The 16,360-nt window shown below is 63.8% G+C and carries 16 protein-coding genes and 1 riboswitch; of the genes, 10 read left to right on the plus strand and 6 right to left on the minus strand.

All coding sequences use genetic code 11. The annotated features are described in order from the left end of the window. Window positions 1–43 precede the first annotated feature (43 nt). Together cysD and cysC are read left to right on the plus strand one after the other, a co-directional pair. Complete coding sequence (gene cysD, locus B4393_RS06445; RefSeq protein WP_078333428.1) at window positions 44–997, plus strand: sulfate adenylyltransferase subunit CysD; 954 nt, start codon at window positions 44–46, stop codon at window positions 995–997. Continuing rightward, window positions 997–2,907, plus strand: a complete 1,911-nt coding sequence (gene cysC, locus B4393_RS06450) for an adenylyl-sulfate kinase (RefSeq protein ID WP_078333429.1) — start codon at window positions 997–999, stop codon at window positions 2,905–2,907. The genes cysD and cysC overlap by 1 nt, the downstream gene beginning before the upstream one ends. Here cysC and B4393_RS06455 read toward each other — a convergent pair. The 4 genes from B4393_RS06455 to B4393_RS06470 all read right to left on the minus strand — a co-directional run bounded on the left by B4393_RS06455 (window position 2,904) and on the right by B4393_RS06470 (window position 5,688). Beyond that, complete coding sequence (locus tag B4393_RS06455) at window positions 2,904–4,025, minus strand: glutamate--cysteine ligase (protein WP_078282371.1); 1,122 nt, start codon at window positions 4,023–4,025, stop codon at window positions 2,904–2,906. The two genes, cysC and B4393_RS06455, sit on opposite strands and share 4 nt — an antisense overlap. Window positions 4,026–4,033: 8 nt before the next feature. After that, on the minus strand, window positions 4,034–4,750 hold the full coding sequence (sodC, locus tag B4393_RS06460) for a superoxide dismutase[Cu-Zn] (protein ID WP_070938226.1): 717 nt from the start codon (window positions 4,748–4,750) through the stop codon (window positions 4,034–4,036). Between the two features lie 52 nt (window positions 4,751–4,802). After that, window positions 4,803–5,267: a LytR C-terminal domain-containing protein gene (locus B4393_RS06465; RefSeq protein ID WP_030096300.1), complete on the minus strand. Its 465-nt coding sequence runs from the start codon at window positions 5,265–5,267 to the stop codon at window positions 4,803–4,805. A gap of 73 nt (window positions 5,268–5,340) precedes the next feature. Continuing rightward, window positions 5,341–5,688 carry a DUF3263 domain-containing protein gene (locus tag B4393_RS06470; protein ID WP_030096299.1) on the minus strand — a complete coding sequence of 116 codons (348 nt, stop codon included), beginning with the start codon at window positions 5,686–5,688 and terminating at the stop codon, window positions 5,341–5,343. 175 nt (window positions 5,689–5,863) lie between these two features. On the opposite strand from B4393_RS06470, the gene B4393_RS06475 reads away from it, so the two are divergent. The 7 genes from B4393_RS06475 (at window position 5,864) to B4393_RS06505 (ending at window position 11,282) form a co-directional block, all read left to right on the plus strand. Then, complete coding sequence (locus B4393_RS06475; RefSeq protein WP_078282373.1) at window positions 5,864–6,457, plus strand: peptide deformylase; 594 nt, start codon at window positions 5,864–5,866, stop codon at window positions 6,455–6,457. Between the two features lie 12 nt (window positions 6,458–6,469). Continuing rightward, the gene (locus B4393_RS06480) at window positions 6,470–7,378 is read left to right on the plus strand and encodes an N-acetylglutamate synthase, CG3035 family (RefSeq protein ID WP_078333430.1); all 909 of its coding nucleotides are present in this window, start codon (window positions 6,470–6,472) and stop codon (window positions 7,376–7,378) included. Between the two features lie 10 nt (window positions 7,379–7,388). Next, a complete protein-coding gene (locus B4393_RS06485) occupies window positions 7,389–8,189 on the plus strand; it encodes an exodeoxyribonuclease III (RefSeq protein ID WP_078333431.1) in 801 nt (266 codons plus the stop codon). Between the two features lie 75 nt (window positions 8,190–8,264). After that, a complete protein-coding gene (locus tag B4393_RS06490; RefSeq protein ID WP_236743120.1) occupies window positions 8,265–9,467 on the plus strand; it encodes a DUF7373 family lipoprotein in 1,203 nt (400 codons plus the stop codon). 32 nt (window positions 9,468–9,499) lie between these two features. Further along, complete coding sequence (locus B4393_RS06495; protein WP_078333432.1) at window positions 9,500–10,147, plus strand: hypothetical protein; 648 nt, start codon at window positions 9,500–9,502, stop codon at window positions 10,145–10,147. After that, a complete protein-coding gene (locus B4393_RS06500) occupies window positions 10,147–10,731 on the plus strand; it encodes a hypothetical protein (protein ID WP_078333433.1) in 585 nt (194 codons plus the stop codon). The genes B4393_RS06495 and B4393_RS06500 overlap by 1 nt, the downstream gene beginning before the upstream one ends. Further along, window positions 10,728–11,282, plus strand: coding sequence for a hypothetical protein (locus tag B4393_RS06505; protein WP_078333434.1), 555 nt, complete (start codon window positions 10,728–10,730; stop codon window positions 11,280–11,282). The genes B4393_RS06500 and B4393_RS06505 overlap by 4 nt, the downstream gene beginning before the upstream one ends. Here the strand turns inward: B4393_RS06505 and B4393_RS06510 are convergent. Together B4393_RS06510 and B4393_RS06515 are read right to left on the minus strand one after the other, a co-directional pair. Next, window positions 11,266–12,588: a hypothetical protein gene (locus B4393_RS06510; protein ID WP_078333435.1), complete on the minus strand. Its 1,323-nt coding sequence runs from the start codon at window positions 12,586–12,588 to the stop codon at window positions 11,266–11,268. The genes B4393_RS06505 and B4393_RS06510 overlap by 17 nt on opposite strands. An 18-nt stretch (window positions 12,589–12,606) precedes the next feature. Then, window positions 12,607–14,343, minus strand: coding sequence for an MFS transporter (locus tag B4393_RS06515; RefSeq protein ID WP_078333436.1), 1,737 nt, complete (start codon window positions 14,341–14,343; stop codon window positions 12,607–12,609). Window positions 14,344–14,617: 274 nt separating this feature from the next. Further along, window positions 14,618–14,726, plus strand: a riboswitch (TPP riboswitch). Between B4393_RS06515 and thiC the strand changes: the two genes are divergently transcribed. Continuing rightward, the gene (thiC, locus tag B4393_RS06520) at window positions 14,719–16,359 is read left to right on the plus strand and encodes a phosphomethylpyrimidine synthase ThiC (protein ID WP_078333437.1); all 1,641 of its coding nucleotides are present in this window, start codon (window positions 14,719–14,721) and stop codon (window positions 16,357–16,359) included. It overlaps the preceding riboswitch by 8 nt. The last annotated feature ends 1 nt before the right edge of the window (window position 16,360 follow it).

The following is a 16,360-nucleotide window of genomic DNA, read 5'->3' on the forward strand; positions in this document are numbered from 1 at the left end:
CGAACCGATACGGTACATATTTGGACCGAATGGAGTTGTGAAAATGCCGACATCGCCCGATGTTCTTCGCCCAAGAGGCTCATCGTCAGCCGATTCCTACGAGTTATCGCACTTGAACGCCCTAGAAGCTGAGGCGGTCTACATATTCCGCGAGGTAGCGGCAACCTTCGAAAGGCCTGTGCTGCTGTTCTCGGGCGGCAAGGATTCCGTGGTCATGCTGCACGTCGCGGCCAAGGCGTTCTGGCCGTCACCGTTGCCCTTCCCCGTCATGCACATCGACACCGGTCACAACTTCGACGAGGTCATCGCGTTCCGCGACGAGACAGTCGGTCGCTACAACCTGCGACTAGAAGTCGGCAGCGTCCAGGACGATATCGACTCGGGCGCCGTCGTCGAAGAGACCGGGCCTGGCGCCACGCGTAACCGCCTACAGACCGCGACCTTGTTGCGCAGCATCAACGAGCACCGCTTCGACGCGGTGTTCGGTGGCGCACGCCGCGACGAAGAGAAGGCCCGCGCCAAGGAGCGGGTGTTCAGCTTCCGCGATGAGTTCGGCCAATGGGATCCGCGCGCGCAGCGGCCCGAACTCTGGAACATCTACAACGGCCGCCACCGCAAGGGCGAGCATATTCGGGTGTTCCCGCTGTCCAACTGGACCGAGCTGGATATCTGGCAGTACATCGAATCGGAGAACATCACGCTGCCGCCGCTGTATTACGCGCACAAGCGCAACGTGGTGGAACGCGACGGAATGCTGTTGGCAGAAACCAAGTTCCTCGCCTTGCAGCCCGGCGAAGAGTTGATCGAGCGGTCTGTGCGTTTCAGGACAATCGGCGACGCGACCTGCACGGGAGCCGTCGAGTCCGTCGCGTCAACTCCGAGCGCTGTGGTGGAAGAGGTTGCCGCCACGCGCATTACCGAGCGGGGAGCCACCCGTGCCGACGACCGGATCTCCGAGGCCGGTATGGAAGACCGCAAGAAAGAGGGCTACTTCTGATGAGCGCAACAACCATCGAAACCGCCGAGCCGGCCCAGGAGCTCATCCGCATCGCCACCGCGGGCAGCGTGGACGACGGTAAGTCCACGCTCATCGGCCGCTTGCTCTACGACTCTAAGTCGATCTTCGCCGATCAGCTCGCCGCGGTGGAAGCCAGCAGCAAGGCCAAGGGCGAATCGCAGACCAACCTGGCGCTGCTGACCGACGGCCTGCGCGCCGAGCGTGAGCAGGGCATCACGATTGACGTCGCGCATCGCTACTTCTCCACGCCGGCACGCAAATTCATCATCGCCGATACTCCGGGGCACGAGCAGTACACCCGCAACATGGTGACCGGCGCTTCCACGGCCGACTTGGCGATCATTCTGGTCGACGCCCGCAATGGGCTGACCCAACAAACCCGCCGGCACGCCTTCATCACCTCGCTGCTCGGTGTCGAACATGTGGTGCTGTGCATCAACAAGATGGACCTGGTCGACTGGTCACCCCAACGATTCGATGAAATCAAGGAGGAGTTCCGGCGATTCGCCACCAAGCTGGAGCTGCATGACCTCACCGTCATCCCCGTGTCGGCTCTGCTCGGCGACAACATTGTCACCCGGTCCACGAACACTCCGTGGTATGAGGGCCCGTCGCTGCTGCATCACATTGAGCAGGTGCACATTTCGTCGGACCGCAACCTGATCGACGCGCGCTTCCCCATCCAGTACGTCATCCGACCGCAAGGCGGGGCAGCGGCACCCGGTGCCGATCAGATCACCGATCTGCATGACTTCCGCGCCGTCTCCGGGACCGTCGCCAGCGGCGTGTTCAAGCCCGGTGACGAAATTGTGGCGTTGCCTTCCGGTTTCACCTCAACGGTGTCGGCGATCTGGGGCCCGGGTGGATCTGTCGTGGACGAGGCCTTCGCGGGGAGCGCGGTGAGCGTGCAACTCGCCGACCAGCTGGACCTGGGCCGCGGCGATATGCTGTGCCGCCCCAACAACCGGCCGTTGGTCGGTGCGCAGATCGATGCCATGGTGTGCTGGTTCACCGATGTGTCGACGCTGTCCGAGGGATCGCGCTTCGTCATGCAGCACGCGAACTCGACCGTGAAGGCCGCCATCGCAGGACTTGACTACCGACTCGATGTCAACAGCCTGCACCGAGATCAGGAGGCAAAGGAACTCAAACTCAACGAGATCGGACGGGTTCAGCTGCGGCTGCAGCGCCCGATCATGTTCGATCCCTATCGTCGCAACCGGACCACGGGCAGTTTCATCCTGGTCGACGAGGCCACCAACAACACGGTCGCGGCGGGCATGATTTCCGGCCCCACCCTGCACCAGTCCAAGGTGGTCTGGCACTCGTCGGCGGTCTCTCGAGAAGATCGTTCCACCAAGGGTGGCACGATCTGGATCACCGGGCTCTCGGCCTCCGGAAAATCCACCGTGGCAGTGGAATTGGAGCGTCGACTGGTGGCCATGGGCATCCCCGCCTATCGACTGGACGGAGACAACCTGCGGCACGGCCTCAACGCCGACCTCGGATTCTCGGCGGCCGACCGCGCCGAGAACGTGCGTCGTGTCGGTGCCGTCGCGCAGATCCTCTCCGATTCGGGTGTTGTCGCGGTGGCCGCGCTCATCAGCCCGTATCGGGCCGATCGCGACAAGATCCGCGCTCAGCACGAAAAGGCCGGGCTACCGTTCATCGAGGTGTTCGTCGACACGCCAGTGGAGATATGCGAACAACGCGACCCAAAGGGCATGTACGCCAAGGCCCGCGCCGGGGAGATCAGTGACTTCACCGGAGTCAACGCACCGTACGAGGCCCCCGAAAAGGCCGATCTGGTGCTGCGGCCCGACGACGACACAGCAGGAAATCCGGAGCAGCAAGCCGCGGCGATCCTGGACTGCTGGTTGTCGGTCTAGCGGACGGGCTCCAACTCGTTGACCACCGAGTCCACCACGGCGCCCAAGTCTCCGTCATGCTCCTCGGCGACCCGCCGCTGACGCTGGTAGGACCCGCCGTGCCGATAGATCTCTTCGACCGCGGCGAGTTCCTTCTCGCATTCCAGCAGCCGGGCGATGGGCTGTAGCCGGGTCAACAAGTCGTCGAGGTCCTCGGTCACCAGCCGCTCATTGCTGTCCTCATCCAGGATGATGACGGCGTCGAGACCGTAACGCGCACTGCGCCATTTGTTTTCCTGTACATGCCAGGGGGGCATGGTGGGCAATGATTCGCCCGCCTCCAACTTGCGATCCAGGTCCACCACCAGGCAGTGCGTGAGCGCGACAAGTGCCTCAAGTTCGGCGACATTGGATATCCCGTCGAAGATCCGGACCTCAACCGTGCCGAGCGCGGGTGAAGGCCTGATGTCCCAACGGATTTCATTGAGATGATCGATGATTCCGGTCTTCATCTGGTCATCGGCGAAGCCCTCGAACTGCTCCCAGGTCTGGAAATGGAACGGCAGGCCCGCGGTGGGCAGCTGCTGAAACATCATCGCCCGGTTACTGGCGTACCCGGTGTCCTGTCCCTCCCACATCGGCGAGGAGGCAGAGAGCGCCAAAAGGTGCGGGTAGTAGTTGAGCATCGACGTCACGATCGGCATCACCTTGTGTTTGGAGGAGACACCGACGTGCACGTGCACCCCCCAGATCAGCATCTGCCGACCCCACCACTGCGTCCGGGCAATCAGCTCGTCGTACCGTGGCGCGTCGGTGAGCTGTTGCGCAGACCAACGGGCAAAGGGATGTGTGCCGGCGCAGAACAGCTCCATACCCATCGACTGCACAATCGGGCGCACGGTAGCCAACGTTGTCTGCAGGTCTTGCATCGCTTCCGCGACCGTCCCGCAGATACCCGTCACCACCTCGATGGTGTTCCGCAGCAGCTCTTTGTGGACGTGCGGAGTCTCACCGATGGCCGCGAGCACCGCGGACGCCTCGTTGGTGAGATCCCGGGTCTGGGCGTCGACGAGTGCGAACTCCCACTCAACTCCCAGCGTAGGTCGCGGCGACCCGCGGAATTCAATCGGACGGGCCACCCGGATCGCTAGCCCGCGTCGATGAGACCACAGGCAACACGCTTGCCTGCGTCGCCCGTCGACTTGGTGGTGTCATCGGGGCCCGCGGTGCCGTTGGCCTGGGTGTACCGCTCCGGCGGGATGTTGGCGAAGTTGTCCGCCTTCTCGTGGATGATGATCGCGGTGCCGTTGCCAGCGATCAGATCGTCCTTGGTGAACGAGTCTGCGGTGGTAACCAGCTCGCCCGAACCGTCCTTGAGGATGTTCAGCGACACCAGGTCGCCGCTCGAGGGGTGGCCGGTGTATCCGGGGACGTTGAAATGCCCGCCCGCGGACAGGAAGTCACCGGGGGCTCCCCCGCTGGGCGCGGTCGAGCTGGGCTCGCACTTCTTGAACGAGTGGATGTGCAGCCCGTGGAACCCCGGGGTGAGCTTGCCGTTTTGCGTGGTCTTCACGCTGATGGTCGCGTAGCCGTCCTGGAACACGAACTGCGCGGTGGCCACCGGGGTGCCGTCGGCGAGCTTGAGCGTGGCGTTGAGCTTCTCTCCCACCGGAACCGGCTGCTCGCCGCCGTGGCCCCCGTGCTCGCCCGCGGTCGCGGGCGCAGTGGACCCGGTCCACACCGGAGGCGTGGTGCCCGGCGTGGTGCTGGCCTGCTGATCCGGGGAGCATCCGCTCAGGGACAAGGCAACGGCAGCAAGGGTTCCGGAGGCAAGAACGGCGGGCTTAACCATGGGCTTCATCATGCCATCTCTCCTACGGCGCGTAGCACCCGCAGTGCTGATCCGTCAGGATCAATCAGATGGCGACGGCGACGACCACACCCGGCGGCTGTTCGACGAGCTCGGGTGCGCGCGGTGCGGCCTGTACGCCGAGCACCTTGGCGATTTCGTGGGCGGCTTCTTCTTCTCCGGCCGTCTTGCCGAAGAAGACTGTCGTCACGTTGACCTCGGGCATGGGCAGGTTGCCTACTTCGGCGACCTTCCAGCCGGCGGCGGTGACCTGGTCGGCGGCGCCCCGCGCCAGATCGGGCACCGAGGTGGTGTTGTAGACACGAACCTCAGGCTTGGGAGCCGGGGGCGGTGTCGTCGATTTGGGGGCTGCGGCGGCGCTGACCGATGTGGACGTCGAGTCGGATGACGCGGACTTATCGGATCCCAGTGCGTTGAACCCGACAAGCAGGAAGATCACTCCGAGAAACAGCAGCACCATCACCATGGCGCGCAGCGGGAGGCCATGAGAATCGGGTACGCGTTCGTTCATTGTGAATCCACTGTACGGTCCGCGGGCGCCAGCACCTATTTAGCCGGGCCGTTCCGCGATCTTCCCGAGACCGCTACGTGACCTCAAAACCCAGCCGGCGCGCGGCCCGGGCTTTCTGGCGGCTCGCACGCAATCTGCGCAGTCGTTTGACCAGCATCGGGTCCGCGGCCAGGGCTTCTTGTCGATCTACCAGGGCGTTAAGCACCTGGTAGTAGCGGGTAGCCGACATGCCGAAGAGCTCCTTGATGGCGTCTTCCTTGGAACCCGCGTACTTCCACCACTGCCGTTCGAAGGCCAGGATGTCGTGCTCGCGCCGACTTAGACCGGCAGCAATCTCGACTCCGTCCGAGCCGACGGCAGGCGAATCCTGACCAGCGTTCGCAGCCTTCGACTGCTCAGCTCGCGCCTGGGCGCCGTCCATAGAAGCTCCTAGACCCAACCGGGGCATTTTCGACTTGTGTTTCGATTGATCGCGATAACTACAACACTGTGGTTCGGCGATATTTAACCACGCTCAAACCGCAACTGCGGCTAGCCAACCCCGCGCGTCGGCCGCCAATACCGAGCCGATAGCTTGCCTCCACTAGGTTTTACGGATGGCTATTGTTCCTATCCGCATCGTTGGCGACCCGGTGCTGCACACGCCTACCGAGCCCGTTCCGGTCGGCCCCGACGGTTCGCTGCCCGCCGATCTGCCCGAGCTGATCGCGAACATGTACGAGACCATGGACGCCGCCAATGGCGTCGGGCTGGCCGCCAATCAGATCGGCGTACCCCTGCGGCTCTTCGTCTACGACTGCGCCGACACCCGCGGCGGCGGCACCCGCCATCGCGGCGTGGTGATCAACCCGGTCCTGGAGACCTCCGCCATCCCGGAGACGATGCCCGACCCGGATGACGACGAGGAGGGGTGCCTCTCGGTGCCCGGCGAGTCCTTCCCCACCGGGCGCGCAAGCTGGGCGCGAGTCACCGGCCTGGACGCCGACGGCAAAGAGGTCGTCCTCGAGGGCAACGATCTGTTCGCGCGCATGCTGCAGCACGAGACCGGGCACCTTGACGGATTCCTCTATATAGACAAGCTGGTCGGACGGAACACCCGGGCCGCTAAACGTGCGGTCAAGTCCAACGGCTGGGGCGTGCCCGGATTGAGTTGGACACCAGGACAAGTCGCCGATCCGTTCGGCCATTAAGTAAGCCGCGCAGTGCCCTTCCCTGCTCTCGGGACGCGGGTGGCCATCCGCAGTAGGCGACCGGCCGGCTCGGTACCCCCGTTCACCGACACCGTCGGCGACTTGGTGTCGACAGCTCCGACTGTGCAGATACTGCATAAATCCGGTGCGGTGGTTGATATTTCACCCGGCGACATTGTCTCGATGCGCGTGCTGCCACCGGTTCCGGTGCTGAATCGGGACATCAGATCGGCGCAGCGGGCGGCGGCTTTCGCCTGGCCCGGCCTCCAGCACACGTGGGTGGACGGATGGTTCGTCAGAGCCGCAGGCGGACACACTCATCGCGGTAATTCCGCTGTCCCACTGGAGCATTCAGCATCACCGCGCTCACTCGACGACATGGCAGCGTGGTACTCCCAACACGATCTGCCCACCCTGTTGTGCCTGCCCGACAGATTGATCCACCCGCCGGAGGAGCTGGCCACCAGCGATGAAACCGTGGTAATGGTGCGGGATCTGGATGAATCGCGTTCCGGCCCCCTGCCCGCCGAGCCTTCGGCGGATTGGCTTGTTCTACACGGCGACAGTCATCCGTTGACGGTGCCGGTGCTGACCGCGGTGGTGGATGGAACGCTGGGATTCGCATCAGTCGCGGTCGATGGTTCAACAGCGGCCGTCGCCCGGGGCGCGATCACGGAGGGCTGGCTCGGCATTTCGGCGGTGCGGGTGGCCGAGGCTCACCGGCGGCGCGGGCTGGCCCGGCAGGTGTGTGACGTACTGCTGGGCTGGGGCGCCGCACAGGGTGCCCGTCGGGCCTATGTCCAGGTGCGCGCGGAGAACGCCGCGGCGTTGGCACTGTATCCAACCTTGGGCTTCACCGAGCAACACCGATATCGGTATGCGCGTATCGACGCGTCGGGCGCTCCTCATTACGGAAAGTAGGGTTTAGCGCATGCGATTGGCCACCTGGAATGTGAACTCGATCCGTGCCCGTGCCGACCGGGTGATCTCCTGGCTGGAGCGTTCCGGCACGGATGTACTTGCCATGCAAGAGACCAAGTGTTCGGACACGCAGTTCCCCATGCAGGCGTTCACGGACGCCGGGTATGAGGTGGCACATGTGGGCTTCAGCCAGTGGAACGGCGTGGCCATCGCCTCTCGAGTGGGGCTGGAGGACGTGACCGTCGGCTTCGAGGGGCAACCCAAATGGGCGGCCGGCGAGAACGTCGAGGAGGCCGCCGAGGCGCGAGCACTCGGCGCCATCTGCAACGGCGTGCGGGTGTGGAGCCTGTACGTCCCGAACGGCCGGACCCTGGATGACCCGCACTACCAGTACAAGCTCCGCTGGCTGTCGGCGTTACGTGATGAGGCGGCGGGCTGGCTGGCCGCGGATCCGGCGGCGCAGCTGGCACTGGTGGGCGACTGGAACATCGCCCCGACGGACGACGACATCTGGAGCGTCGAGGCGTACCAGGGCAGCACCCACGTGTCCGAGCCCGAGCGCACCGCGTTCACCGCGATGAACGATGCCGGATTCGCCGACGTGGTGCGGCCGTTCACTCCCGGCCCCGGGGTGTACACCTATTGGGACTACACCCAGCTGAGCTTCCCCAAGAAGCGTGGGATGCGCATCGACTTCGTCCTCGGCTCACCGGAATTCGCCAGGCGGGTGGGCGACGCCCACATCGACCGCGAGGAACGCAAGGGCAAGGGCGCGAGTGATCACGCGCCCGTCGTCGTCGATCTGGACTAACACCGGCGGCGACCTAACCCGCAGCGAATCCTGCCCGCGCTACCCTCAGGGAACTAAGGATCGAGGGGGTAGCGCATGATGCGCCGGTTCCAGGCGTTGGCGATCGCTCTGATGCTCACGATGACCGCCTGTACGTCACCTCCCAACGACATCCAGATCGTGACCAACGGGGAAACACCGATGGGGCCGACGCCGTCGACCACTGCCACCGCGACGGCGAAACCGCGGCCTACGGTTCCGCTGCCGCCTCCGACCGGCAACATCGGAGACGTCAAGCTCAAGTATCTGTTTTACGAGGCGATCCGGCTCTCCGGGTCGATCGTGGCGCCGACGATCATTGACGGCCGATTCAACAGCCCGGGTTGGCCGACTCTGCTCTATCGGCGGGATAACTCTGACGAGTTGCTCGACTACGGATACGTGACCGGCATGAGCCTCTCGCGCGAGCCGGTTACGCCGAACAACGACGCCACCGCCCTACTGGGAGTCAAGATCCGGCTGTTCAAAGACGACGCGTCGGCGGCAGCGGCGACGGAAGCTCTATTCAGCCTCCGAAACCAACTGGACCCCAGCGAAACCAAACGCGTAGAGACCGTGGAGATTCGAGGATTTCCGGCCGCCAAAGCGTACGCCACACACAAGAACTACGGCCAGTCCGTCTACGTGGAAACCGTGGCGTATTTCCAACGCGGGCCACTCGTGGTGCGAGTTGACGTCAGCCAGCAACCGGACGTCGAGAGCGTGGAAATCCTGTCCCGCTACCTGACCCGGCAACTCCAGGAGCTGGAGCACTTCACGCCTACCCCGGTTGACCAATTGAGCTCGCTCACATCGCCTTTCGACCCCGACGGATCCTTGCTCAAGCTCGCCACCGATAAGACCTCGTTCAACCCCAGTGGTAGCGGCGCCGTCTTCGACGCGCGCGGTGCGGCGCTGTTTCACACCGACATCCCGGCCTGGCTTGAGATCTATCGCGAGACCGGCGTCGACAGGTTTATCGTCGCCGACAGCACTCGAGTGACACGCGCGGGCGATGAGATAGGCGCCAAACGTCTACTGGACGCGCTGCGACCCGAGTTTCTAGACAGGACGGATTACGGGCCGCCGACCGCGCCGTCTACCGTGCCGAACGCCGAATGCCTGCAGTACAAATCGGGTACCGGTGACGACCCACTCTTGACGTGCCTGTTCCAGCAGGGACGGTATGTCGCATGGGTCCAGGGCCCCCTGTCGGTGATCGGCCAACGGGTCCAGGACCAGCGGAACCGGCTTAGCTAACAGAAATCAGCTACGGGCGACCCTCTCACCGTATGCTTCTGCGCATGGGTGGGGACGATCCCGTCAACGAATCCAACGAGCCGGAGAATCGCAGGTTCCTGGATCGCTATTCGCTGAAACGATTGCACCAGGTCGCGATCGTCGCGGTATTGGCGACGACGGCGGCTTTCGGCGGATTGGAAACGGCTGAGCCGATGACGCCGGTGGCCCTGGGGTCCTCGTATTCGAACGGCGTCTACACGATCACACCGCATCGTGTCGCCCAGATCTGTGACCCCGCACGCCTGCGGACCCGCAACCAGTTGTTGCTAGAGAAAGCAGCTAAGGAGCGCCAGCTCGTGGGCCTGTTCGCGACCGTGGAGAACACCGCCGACTCGTCCGGGGTGGTGCTGCACGACCTGAAGCCGAGTAACAACGCCGTATTCAGTCTGGTCGGCGACGACGTTCGAGATGAGGGCGCCTATGGGCCCTACGGCCTGCTATCGGTCCTCCAGCCGGGAAAGGTCCAGGACGTGATCGTCGTTTGGGGATTCCCGTTCGGCAAAGCGCAGCCCGGCGATGACGTCATCATCAAAATGTCCGACTTCGAACGAGCCGCCGGGGTTGCCAATACCATCACCACCTGGGGCGCCACGGGTCATTACGGTGAGCTTCGCACCACCATCGGCAGGTGCGAGTAATGCGGCGAAATCGAGCCATCATCGCAGTCCAGGTCGTTGTTTGTGCCCTGCTGCTCGCAGGCTCGGCCTACCTATATATGAATGTGCCGAAACGCACCGACTCGTACGCACCGCTCCTGGTGCACGGCACTGCGCCAGCACCCACCGCGGGCCGCAATCTGTCGGTGACCGTACATCGAGTGTTCTCGGCGCCTGAAGTCCGCGTGAAGTCTTCGGTCAGCGACCCCAGCATCGACACCTACCAGACCAAGGGGCGCTACATCGCGATCGATCTCTCCTATGAGACTGTCCGCACACCCGACAGGATCGATTTGCAGCTCGAGGCCGACCACCGCAACATCGACCGGGAGAACTTCGCCGCCACTAAGGCCTCCGGGCAACCAGGTGTCAGCGTGCGCAAGACATGGGTATTTGACACCCCAGAGCCTCCCAAGGCACTTAATCTTCTCGCGATCATCTTCCCGGATAACGACTTTCGCATGATGCAGGGCTGGGTCGACTCACAACTCCTGATCGTCATCCCGCCTGGAATGATTCAAGAGCGGCCATTGCTGACACTCGTCAACGAGCAGGTCGTTCCATGAGAAACTGGCTGCGGCGCAATATTATTGGAGCGATTCTGATTGTTGTCGGGGTGCTCACCTTCGGCATTACGGTGGGCTATCCCTCGTGGAAAGAGAACCTTGGGACCGATATCCCCGCCGCCACCGTGCCCGCCGGCGCCACGGCCAAGATCGACGGCGTGCTGTGGCGAATGCGCGCTCTGGACATGCCCACTCCTGCGTACTCCAAGTACGACACTCCACAGCCACCCGGAACACGTTTTGTGGCGTATGCATTCGACCGATCCAAGGACGGGAAACCGGCCGCTCTCGATGAGGGATGGGCGACGTGTCGCGTCACACTGGTCGACCCGAGCTATCGACACTGGTATGGACAGATAGGGATATTGCCGGTCTCGGTGTCGGATTGGACCCGGAAACAGGGGTATGACACCTGCAATACCGCCGGCGCATTCGCCGTCGTCATGGTGGTGCCGGAGGACGCCGACATCACCGCGGTGGACGTCGAGTTCGCACCCGAAAAGGGCAGCACCAAGAAATACCGCTACGTGCGGTTCATACCTCCGTCGTGACCGACGGCCGCGAGGCTCTTTCCACGCAATGCCAGTACATCGCCACCACAAGGCATACCCTAAGCGGATCGATCAACGCGCCAATCGCTGTCCGGAAGGACTCGCGATACGACGCCCACCAGATCCACTCATGCGGCCCCAGCAGTATGGCCACGCCGCGCCACATGTACCCGTCGGTCACGTAGACGTTGAAGTAGGCACCGTTGGGATCCAGGACCACGGTCCCCATGAATACGAAGACGAAGAAACACAACGTCACTGGTCCGGAATGCAAGGTGAGCCGGAGAGTGTCACGCAGTTGATCGGCTATACCCAGCAGGCTTCGGAAGATTTCGGACGCACGTGTCTGGACGATGACCGGCAGTCGCTGCCAACGTTCCTTCGCCGCGAGGCCGGTTCGACTTGCCAGATCGGTAACGCGGGAGCCCTGAAGTTCACCGAACGCCGCCTGGCTGGCCCCGGCCCACGTGGTTTGCGGCCGAGCGGCATAGACGGTTCCCACAATGGCAATCCACGTCACCGCCAACAACACCGCCAACACGGTCGGCCCCACCGCGTCGGCGATCCACTTCCACACCTGACCGAAGAGGCTGAAGTGCGCGAAAAACCGCTCCTTCTGCTCGGTGTACCAGACGATGACCTTGCGCTCGGATACCCATTTCGGGCTTCCCACAAGCCGATTCGACGCGGCATTAAGCAGCAGCACCACCCACAGAGCCTGCAGATAGACGGCCACCAGCTGGGTCCAGGCAGGGAGCTTCTCGGAATACCTCGTCAAAGCGCCACGGGCGACGAACGCGATCAGTATCGCCAGATATGCCCGCCAGTCGCTGGGAGTCATGAACTCCTGAGCCTGCGTCAAGGTCCTCTCGGGGGCGCCGCCGGAGTAGGCCGCGTAGGAGAGGTCGGCATTCAATGACCCCAGGTACAACGCGTAGTCGGCCAGAATGAGCCGCCACGCCGCAAAGAGCACGAACACCGGAAGAATCGTCCTCAGCACGATGCCCACGAAGGCCTGATACCGCGACTGGCCATCGGTGTTCTCATGGGAGAGGTTCGTCTCCCCGCGTATGACCAAGAACATCAGGATGTACGTGCCGAGTCTGGCCAAGGCCGCCAACGGCATGATCAAGTCGCCCCAGAATCCACCGAAGTGCACGCCCACGTAGACGGCCAGTTCGATCAGCCAATACCGGGCGAGCCAGCCGACGAGCCAAACTCCGATAAGACGCGGCCAGCAGCGCCACCACAGGATCCCCGTCCGGCGCAGCAGATCCACCGGACCGGATATCCCCCACGTTGCCATGGGCAGATAGTAGCTAGCTCAGTCCTCTGCGTGGGCGTACTTGCCACCGGCACCCAGCGAGGCCAGAGCGGCGACCGCCATCATCAGCGCGGCGGCGACGAACACGACGACCAGACCGGCATGGAACGGCTCGGTGATGAGATTCGGGAAGAACGTCTGCCCGGTCAGCTCCGCCGCGTTCACTCCGGGCTGGTCCAGAACACCTGACGGACCAAGTAATTCACTCACCGGGTTGTAGCCCAGGAATGCTGCGAACAGGCTGCCCACCGGCGGCAGGCTCGATACCTCGGCGGCCGTGGATGCGGGCACTCCCTGCGCGGTGAGTCCCGACTGCATGGCCGACGGCAAGGTCGCCGAAAGGCCGACGATCATGAGCGAGAAGAAGATTCCGATGGACAGCGAGCTGCCCGCATTGAAGAAGGTGCCGCGCACGCCCGAGGCCGCACCACGCTGATGCGCCGGCACGCTGGACATGATGGCAGCGGTATTGGGCGCGGTGAAGATCGCCGACCCCAGTCCGTTGAGGAAGATCAGCGCCGCGAACACCCAGTAGTTGAAGTTCACCGGGATGGCGACGAGGGCCAGGAACGTCGCCGCGGACAGCACCATGCCGCCGGTGGCGAAGGGGCGGGCGCCGTACCGATCCGACAGCAGGCCGGCGACCGGGCCCGCCACCAGGAAACCAAGCGTCATGGGCAGCAAGAAGATTCCAGCCCACAGCGGGGTCGACTCGTAGCTGTATCCGCGCAGCGGCAACCAGATGCCCTGCAGCCAGATGATGAGCATGAACTGCAGGCCGCCGCGCCCCACCGACGCCAGCAGATTGGCCAGGTTCCCCAGCCCGAAGGCCCGGTTCTTGAACAACCGGATATCGAGCATCGGGTCGGCCACCCGGGCCTCGATCACGCAGAACAACACGAGCAATGCGACGCCGGCAATCAGCGATCCGTAAACCAGCGGGTTACCCCATCCGGTGCTCGAATTGCCATAGGGCTGAATGCCATACGTGATTGCGGTGAGCAACACTGTGAGGCCTAGCGCCACGGTGACAGTGCCCGCCCAGTCCAGCCTGCCCGGTGTCGGTTGGTCGATCTCGACAAGGGAGCGGTATGACCACACGGTGCCCAGCAGGCCCACCGGCACGCCCACCCAGAAGATGGCCCGCCAATCCCATTCGGAGAGAACGCCTCCGATCAACAGTCCGAGGAATGATCCTGCCACCGCGGCCACCTGATTGATACCCAGCGCCAATCCGCGCTGTATGGACGGGAAGGCATCGGTGAGGATGGCCGATGAGTTGGCCATCAGCATGGCCCCGCCCACACCCTGCACCACGCGCCAGGCGATGAGCCACACCGCACCGCCGCCGTAGTGGAAGGGGTCGAAGGACAACACCACCGCCGCGACCGTGAAGACGACGAAGCCCATGTTGTAGATGCGGACCCGTCCGTACATATCGCCAAGCCGGCCAAACAGCACCACCAGAACCGCCGAGGCCAGCAGATAGCCCATGAGCATCCACAGCAGGTAGCTCACGTTTCCGGCGGCCAGCGGGTTGAGGCCGATGCCCCGGAAGATCGCCGGCAACGAGATCAGCACGATCGACGAGTTGATGGTCGCCAGCAGCACACCCAACGTGGTGTTCGACAGTGCGACCCACTTGTAGTGCGGATGGTCGCGGTCCACCCGAACCCGACGTCGCGCGGTCTCGATATCCGCAAGTGTTTCGTCGGTCCGTGTCATCAAATCAGTCATCGTCACCCTCGTTGCGCGCTTCTCCCCGACGCGGGCAGCTCCGACCGGCCGTCTGTGGATACCACCGTGGATAACTTTAGCAAGGGAAACTATATTCCGAAAGTCTGTAGCGCTCGCCCGTCAGGTCGGATAGGAGTGCAGACGCCACCCAACGCGGTTCGAGCGCGAGCCTCACGCGGAAATCTGGCCGGAAATCCGCGTGAGACACGCACTCGACGGAGAAATCTGCGGACCACCGAGTAGCGTGGCCAATGTTCGTCAACGAACAGCCCCAAAACACAAACACGGGAGCGCGCACCAGTGCGCTGAGAGGACGGCTAGGGCCGTCGACCGTATGAACCTGACCGGGTAATGCCGGCGTAGGGAGGAAGAATCATGTCGACTCAATCAACCCGTTCTCAGGCTCCGGAAACCGTCACCACCGGCCCCATCCAGGGCAGCGAGAAGATCTACCAAAACCTCGACAGTGGCCTGCGCGTGCCGCAGCGCCGGGTGAACCTCACCAACGGTGAGCACCTGGACCTGTACGACACCTCTGGTCCGTACACCGATTCCCATGCGGTGATCGATCTGCAGAAGGGTCTGCCACCACGCGCCGGGATCGTGACCGACCGCGGCACCCAGCTGCAGCGCGCCCGTGCCGGCGAGATCACCGCCGAGATGGAATTCATCGCCGTGCGCGAGGGCGTGCCGGCCGAGCTGGTGCGCACCGAGGTCGCCGCGGGCCGGGCCGTGATTCCGGCCAACCACAAGCACCCGGAGAGCGAGCCGATGATCATCGGCAAGGCCTTCGGCGTGAAGATCAATGCCAATATCGGCAATTCGGCCGTCACCTCCTCGATCGCCGAGGAAGTCGAGAAGATGGTGTGGGCCATCCGCTGGGGCGCCGACAACATCATGGACTTGTCCACCGGTAAGGACATCCATCAGACCCGCGAGTGGATCCTGCGCAACTCCCCGGTTCCCGTCGGTACCGTGCCGATCTACCAGGCGCTGGAAAAGACCAACGGCGACCCGGCCGCACTCACCTGGGAGCTGTACCGCGACACCGTGATCGAGCAGGCCGAGCAGGGCGTGGACTACATGACCGTGCACGCCGGTGTGCTGCTGCGGTACGTGCCGCTGACCGCCAAGCGCGTCACCGGCATCGTCTCGCGTGGCGGGTCGATCATGGCCGCCTGGTGCCTGGCGCACCACCGGGAATCGTTCCTGTACACCCACTTCGAGGAGCTGTGCGAGATCCTCGCACGTTACGACGTGACCTTCTCGCTCGGCGACGGCCTGCGTCCCGGGTCCATCGCCGACGCGAACGACGAGGCACAGTTCGCCGAGCTGCGCACCCTCGGTGAACTGACGAAGATCGCGAAATCCCATGGCGTGCAGGTGATGATCGAGGGCCCCGGCCACGTTCCCATGCACAAGATCGTCGAGAACGTGAAGCTCGAGGAGGAGCTCTGCGAAGAGGCCCCGTTCTACACCCTGGGCCCGCTGGCTACCGATATCGCTCCGGCCTACGACCACATCACCTCGGCCATCGGGGCGGCGATCATCGCCCAGGCCGGCACCGCGATGCTCTGCTACGTCACCCCCAAGGAACACCTGGGGCTGCCGGACCGCAAGGACGTCAAGGACGGGGTGATCGCCTACAAGATCGCCGCGCACGCCGCCGACCTCGCCAAGGGACACCCGCGCGCCCAGCTGAGAGACGACGCGCTGTCCCGTGCCCGTTTTGAATTCCGCTGGGATGACCAGTTCAACCTGTCGCTGGACCCGGACACCGCCCGGGAGTTCCACGACGAGACCCTGCCTGCCGAACCGGCTAAGACGGCACACTTCTGCTCGATGTGCGGCCCGAAGTTCTGCTCGATGCGCATCACCGCCGATATCCGGGAGTTCGCGGCCCAGAACGGCTTGGAGACCCAGGAGGACATCGACGCGATGCTGGCCCGCGGCATGGAAGAGAAGTCCGCGGAGTTCGCCGAACACGGCAACCGGGTCTACCTGCCCATCTCGTAGG

This window comes from Mycobacteroides franklinii (assembly GCF_002013895.1).
GTDB lineage: Bacteria > Actinomycetota > Actinomycetes > Mycobacteriales > Mycobacteriaceae > Mycobacterium > Mycobacterium franklinii.

Bases quoted from the DNA above. Each gene is read 5' to 3' on its own strand.
- cysD (WP_078333428.1), top strand. From the start codon at position 44: ATGCCGACATCGCCCGATGTTCTTCGCCCAAGAGGCTCATCGTCAGCC.
- cysC (WP_078333429.1), top strand. From the start codon at position 997: ATGAGCGCAACAACCATCGAAACCGCCGAGCCGGCCCAGGAGCTCATC.
- sodC (WP_070938226.1), bottom strand. From the start codon at position 4,750: ATGATGAAGCCCATGGTTAAGCCCGCCGTTCTTGCCTCCGGAACCCTT.
- B4393_RS06465 (WP_030096300.1), bottom strand. From the start codon at position 5,267: ATGAACGAACGCGTACCCGATTCTCATGGCCTCCCGCTGCGCGCCATG.
- B4393_RS06470 (WP_030096299.1), bottom strand. From the start codon at position 5,688: ATGGACGGCGCCCAGGCGCGAGCTGAGCAGTCGAAGGCTGCGAACGCT.
- B4393_RS06475 (WP_078282373.1), top strand. From the start codon at position 5,864: ATGGCTATTGTTCCTATCCGCATCGTTGGCGACCCGGTGCTGCACACG.
- B4393_RS06485 (WP_078333431.1), top strand. From the start codon at position 7,389: ATGCGATTGGCCACCTGGAATGTGAACTCGATCCGTGCCCGTGCCGAC.
- B4393_RS06490 (WP_236743120.1), top strand. From the start codon at position 8,265: ATGATGCGCCGGTTCCAGGCGTTGGCGATCGCTCTGATGCTCACGATG.
- B4393_RS06495 (WP_078333432.1), top strand. From the start codon at position 9,500: ATGCTTCTGCGCATGGGTGGGGACGATCCCGTCAACGAATCCAACGAG.
- B4393_RS06500 (WP_078333433.1), top strand. From the start codon at position 10,147: ATGCGGCGAAATCGAGCCATCATCGCAGTCCAGGTCGTTGTTTGTGCC.
- B4393_RS06505 (WP_078333434.1), top strand. From the start codon at position 10,728: ATGAGAAACTGGCTGCGGCGCAATATTATTGGAGCGATTCTGATTGTT.
- B4393_RS06510 (WP_078333435.1), bottom strand. From the start codon at position 12,588: ATGGCAACGTGGGGGATATCCGGTCCGGTGGATCTGCTGCGCCGGACG.
- B4393_RS06515 (WP_078333436.1), bottom strand. From the start codon at position 14,343: ATGACTGATTTGATGACACGGACCGACGAAACACTTGCGGATATCGAG.
- thiC (WP_078333437.1), top strand. From the start codon at position 14,719: ATGTCGACTCAATCAACCCGTTCTCAGGCTCCGGAAACCGTCACCACC.